General features: G+C 57.6%; 5 protein-coding genes. 2 read left to right on the top strand and 3 right to left on the bottom strand.

What is annotated here, in order from left to right:
• Positions 1-1032 (top strand): patatin-like phospholipase family protein (locus tag IBX51_RS14195; RefSeq protein ID WP_291831953.1); only part of this gene is annotated, 1032 nt, incomplete at its 5' end.
• Here the strand turns inward: IBX51_RS14195 and epsC are convergent.
• Positions 1015-1935: a serine O-acetyltransferase EpsC gene (epsC, locus tag IBX51_RS14190; protein ID WP_291831952.1), complete on the bottom strand. Its 921-nt coding sequence runs from the start codon at positions 1933-1935 to the stop codon at positions 1015-1017. The genes IBX51_RS14195 and epsC overlap by 18 nt on opposite strands.
• 158 nt (positions 1936-2093) lie before the next feature.
• Positions 2094-3026, bottom strand: coding sequence for a CysB family HTH-type transcriptional regulator (locus IBX51_RS14185; RefSeq protein WP_291831950.1), 933 nt, complete (start codon positions 3024-3026; stop codon positions 2094-2096).
• A gap of 286 nt (positions 3027-3312) precedes the next feature.
• Between IBX51_RS14185 and chrA the strand changes: the two genes are divergently transcribed.
• Entirely contained in the window at positions 3313-4734 is a 1422-nt protein-coding gene (gene chrA / locus IBX51_RS14180; RefSeq protein ID WP_291831949.1) for a chromate efflux transporter, read from the top strand.
• A gap of 43 nt (positions 4735-4777) precedes the next feature.
• Here the strand turns inward: chrA and IBX51_RS14175 are convergent.
• Positions 4778-5231: TOBE-like domain-containing protein (locus IBX51_RS14175; RefSeq protein ID WP_291831947.1), on the bottom strand; the 454-nt coding region annotated here is incomplete at its 5' end.

Below are 5231 nucleotides of genomic sequence, written 5' to 3'. Positions count from 1 at the left end.
TTGTTCGAGGATTTCCGGGAACGCTTCCTGCTCCGGAACTGGCCACGTACCTATGGCTGGATGCTGGCAAACCCGGTCAACATGGCAAAGCTCGCCTCACCAGATTTCAATCGCTCCGATCTTATGGCCAGGTTTCTAGACGAGCAGATCTTCGACCGAAAAACCTTTGCCGATCTCTCCCTGGGGCCCCTGCCACTCGTCATTATCAATGCCACCGATATCAATAATTCGCTGACCTTCAGCTTTATCCAGCCCCAGTTTGACCTGCTCTGCTCCGATCTCACCAACTACCCCGTCAGTCGGGCCGTGATGGCATCATCGATGGTGCCTCCGGCATTCGCCCCTTTGCGGCTTCGCAATTATTCGGGATGCGATGCCAAAACCAAGCCCTGGATCAACGAGGCTCTGCAAGCCCGCAATCTGCTGTCGCGTGAGTTTGCCGTTGCCCAGGGAGTGTCCCGTTATTTCGAGCAGGAAGCGATGCCCTACCTTAATCTGGCCGACGGAGGCGTTACTGACAATATCGGGGTGAGAGGCTCGATGATGAGCCCGGTCGCCCATCGCGGTAATGTAGAGAAAATGGCCGGCGCCTTCAGCCACGAAGCGCTGAGCAAGGTTGAACAGGTGCTGGTTGTTCTGGTGAACGCACAAGTCACGTCGCCATATTCTTGGGCCGTTGCCGGCAAGGAACCCGGGGTCATCGACACTCTGGAAGCGTCGTTTGACGCTTCGTTCAATACACTGACCTCGGAAAACATTGCCCAGGCACGCAGGGAGTTTCTGGCCTGGGGGGCAAATATCAATGCCCAGCGAGCACCAGGGCAGCCCGGCGTCAATGTCCATTTTGCGACCCTGACGTTCAATCAGGTTGAGGATGCCGCCAGGCGGGCTGAGTACAACGCCCTGCCAACAGCCGCCCTTGATGGCAGACAGGTCGATGCCCTGACAGCTCTGGGCGCCGAGCTGTTGGAGCAATCTGAAACCTACCAGCAATTCCTTGAGAAGGTTGCCCGGCTAACCGGGCAAGACTGAATCGGTCACCTGCTTGACGGAAGCCTGGGATACCTGGCTTTCCGGCGGCACACTGCGAGTCAGCCAGACATTGCCGCCGATCACCGAACCCCGGCCGATGGTAATGCGGCCGAGGATGGTCGCGCCTGCGTAGATCACCACATCGTCTTCGACAATAGGGTGGCGGGGCTCGCCTTTGGTCAAAGCGCCGGTCTCATCTTCGTTGAACCGCACCGCACCGAGTGTCACATTCTGGTAAATGCGCACCCGGTCACCCAGAATGGCAGTTTCCCCGACGACCACACCGGTGCCGTGGTCAATGAAAAACGAGCGACCGATGGTGGCACCGGGATGAATGTCGATGCCGGTGGCCGAATGGGCTTTCTCCGAGATGATTCGCGCAATCATTGGCAGGCCGGCACGATAAAAACCATGGGCGATGCGGTGATGGATAATGGCCTCGATACCGGGATAGGAAATCAGCACTTCGTCCACGCAGGTGGCTGCAGGGTCACCGTGATAGGCCGCCAGCACGTCTTCGTCCAGTTGCCGCCGCAGTGCCGGCAGCTGTACAAGCAGCTTGCTGACCAGGCCGCGGGCCCGGTCCCTCAGGGCGTCGAGGTCCTGCTGCCCCCGGTCAAGGTACTGAAGCTCCAGTGCCACCTGGCTGACCAGTTCACATTCCACATTACCCAGCATGTAGGCCACAAACTGGTCTTCCCGCTCTTTGGTCAGATCTGGCGGGCCCAGGCGCATGGGAAACAGAATGGCACAGAGGGTATCAAGCGTTTGATGAATGGCCTGATGTGATGGCAATTCCCGACTGCCCAGGTCCAGCTCCCGACCCTGGCGCTGCCGCCAGTCATGGCGAGCCTGGCGTAACTCCGCCGTGATTTTATCGACAAGACGCTTACCGGATGGCAATAGATTTTCTCCTCAGATGGCGTGGCTTCGGTAAACTACCCAGGTCTCCCCGGACCAGCACCCGGTCACTCAGATGGATTGCCTCGTCCACCTCATAGAGGCGACCCTAAGCGTCAGATGATGCACCCGCCCAAGGTGGTTCAGCAAGCCCTTAAGTTTCATTCGGGTTTAGGCAGAGCCAGCTGACCGGCTACAACTTTCTCCGTCAGCTCCGGAGCGCACAACTGGATAAACTGGAAGGCGTAATTGCGCAGCAAATTGCCACGGCGAATCCCGATCCGGGTCTGCTTTTCCTCAAACAGGTGGTCGGTATTGAGCAATTGTAGCGCCGAATCCCGAGCAGGATTGAACGCCACCGAGGCAATGATGCCGATGCCCAGACGCAATTCCACATAGGACTTGATCACATCCGCGTCCAGAGCGGTCATGATGATTTCCGGGCGCAGGTTTTCCTTAGCAAACGCCTTTTCGATAGAGGCCCGGCCCGTGAAACCTTCGTGGTAGGTAATAATCGGGTACTGCTGAATATCGTCCAGCGTTAACCGTTCTATTTGCGCCAGCGGGTGCAGCTTGGGCACCACAACCCCATGATGCCAGCGGTGATACGGGAAGGACACCAGTTGTGGGATATCACCCAATGCCTCGGTCGCTACACCAATGTCCGCTTCACCGCTGAGCAGCATGCTGACGATCTCATCCGGGCTGCCCTGATGCAGCCTTAACCGCACTTTTGGAAACTGCTGTTTGAATTGGCTCACCACTTCTGGCAGCGCATAGCGGGCCTGGGTGTGGGTGGTGGCAATGGTCAGCTCGCCGGAGTCCTGCTCCTGGTAGTGCTCGGCCAGATTCTTGATGTTACGGGCATCCATCAGCATGCGCTCCACATAGACCAGCATCTGCTGACCAGGCTCGGTCAGCCCCAATAAGCGTTTACCTTTTCTGACATAGAGCTCAACGCCCAGTTCCTCCTCCAGATCCTTGATGTGTTTGGACACACCGGACTGCGAGGTGAACAGCGCATTGGCCACTTCCGTCAGATTGAAATTCTGCCGGGCGGTTTCCCGCACAATGCGTAGTTGCTGAAAGTTCACAGATTGCCTTCCCTACTGAACGATGAAACGCCTGGCGAGAAAATACCAGTAAGTAATAAAAAAAGCTGAATCGATATCATCGAAGTCTAAGGCAGGCTAAAAAATAAGCCGAATAATATTTACTGCATTGCTAAGCGTTTTTCTTCATATAGCCCGGCAGATGGCCTGTTAGCTTCCTGGTTCTCTCCAGGCCCGCTTTCCTACCGAGGTAACATGCTGGAGCTATGCTCCGGTATACTGCTGCGCAATCGTTCTGCGCACTTATATGCTCTCGGAGACATACCTGATGACATCCGCTCCATCTGAGGACGTTTCTCAGAACTCCCCAGTGACGCCCCTTCATCCAGCCGACAACGCCTTTGGCCATAACATCAGCTTTGCCGAAGCGGTGCGTGTGTGGTTGCGGGTTGCCATGCTGAGCTTCGGCGGCCCGGCGGGCCAGATTGCGGTGATGCACCGGATCCTGGTGGATGAAAAACAATGGGTCAGCGAGAGCCGGTTTCTGCATGCGCTCAATTACTGCATGGTGCTACCTGGGCCGGAAGCGCAGCAACTCGCCACTTATCTGGGTTGGCTAATGCACGGTGTAAAAGGGGGGCTGGTGGCCGGCACCCTGTTCGTGCTGCCCGGCTTTGTGGCGATTCTGGGGCTGAGCCTGCTTTACGCCGGCTTTCAGGAAACCTCTCTGGTTCAGGCGCTGTTCTTCGGCATCAAGGCGGCGGTGCTGGCGGTGGTCATCCAGGCGGTGGTTCGCATCGCCCAGCGGGCACTGAAAAACCGGATCATGGTCACGCTGGCAGCGCTGGCGTTTATTGCCATCTTCTTTTTTGCCATGCCCTTTCCCCTCGTTATTGCGACGGCTGCACTGGTGGGATTGATCGGCCGCCACCTGGACCCGGAGCGATTTGTGGTGATCAAGGGCCATGCCACGCCGGCAGAGGGCGAGCGCGCCATTGATGCCATGATGACCAGTGGTGGCGGCCATCACACCCAGGCAAGCTGGGGTCGCACACTGAAGGTGCTCGGGATCTGGCTGCCCCTGTGGTTTGTGCCTCTGATAGCAGTGGCTTTGTTGCTAGGCATGGACAATGTATTCACCCAGATCGGCCTGTTCTTCAGCAAGCTGGCGGTGGTGACCTTTGGGGGTGCTTATTCAGTGCTGGCCTACATGGCGCAGGAGGCGGTTCAGAATCATGGCTGGCTGGCCCCGGGCGAAATGCTCGATGGCCTGGGTATGGCGGAATCCACTCCCGGCCCTCTGATTCAGGTGGTGCAGTTTGTCGGATTTATGGGCGCCTTCCGGGATTCCGGTGGCCTGGACCCATTTACCGCCGGTATTCTGGCCTCGGTATTGGCCACCTGGGTTACTTTTGTACCTTGTTTCCTTTGGATTTTTCTGGGGGCGCCCTACGTGGAAAAATTGCGGGGCAACCAGGCCGTCAGCGCCGCGCTGTCAGCCGTTACGGCAGCCGTGGTAGGCGTCATGCTGAACCTGGCCATCTGGTTTGCCGTGCACGTAGCTTTTGCCGAGGTGGAGACAGCAAAAGCCTGGGGCGTTCAGTGGCTGTCGCCGGAATGGGGCAGTGTCCAATTGGCCAGTGTGGTGCTGGCTCTGGGGGCGTTCGTCGCCATTCTGCGGTTCAAAATCGGCATGCTGCAGGTGCTGTTCGCCAGTGCCTTGCTGGGGATGCTTTGGCATTGGATATAAAAGGTGCATACCGTAGCCCAATCCGGCCTTAAATCCGGCGAAATCAATCCGGTCGTTTGATGTCTTCATCCCGCAGGAACACCCGGCTGTTCAACGGTCGTATCCAGGCATCACCGCCCTGAGTCAGACCAAGGCTTTTGAACTGATGCTTGGGCATTTCCGCGTGGACCACCTGTTCACTATTGTCGGTTTTCAACTCCAGCCGGACCGTCGGGCCCACGACCGATACCAGTTCAATCTCCGCGTGCAGGGCCTCATCGGTGCGATGGGGCAGAACCTCAATATCGTGCGGGCGCACATAGGCAAAAGCCTGGCTGTCCAGGTGGCCATCAAACTCGGGGGCCGACAGCTTGACCGAACCAATGCGGGCGACACCATCGTTAACCCGGGCATGGAACAGGTTCACGTTGCCCAGAAACTGGTACACAAACTCGTTGGCGGGGTGGTCGTAAACGGTTTCCGGGTGTCCATCCTGCTCCACCCTGCCATGGTTCATT

It is taken from the genome of Marinobacter sp., assembly GCF_014859525.1.
In the GTDB taxonomy this organism is placed as follows: Bacteria; Pseudomonadota; Gammaproteobacteria; order Pseudomonadales; family Oleiphilaceae; genus Marinobacter.
This window is presented reverse-complemented; position numbering and strand designations above follow the sequence as displayed.

Coding starts and splice junctions, on each gene's coding strand:
- chrA (WP_291831949.1), top strand. CDS start 3,313: ATGACATCCGCTCCATCTGAGGACGTTTCTCAGAACTCCCCAGTGACG.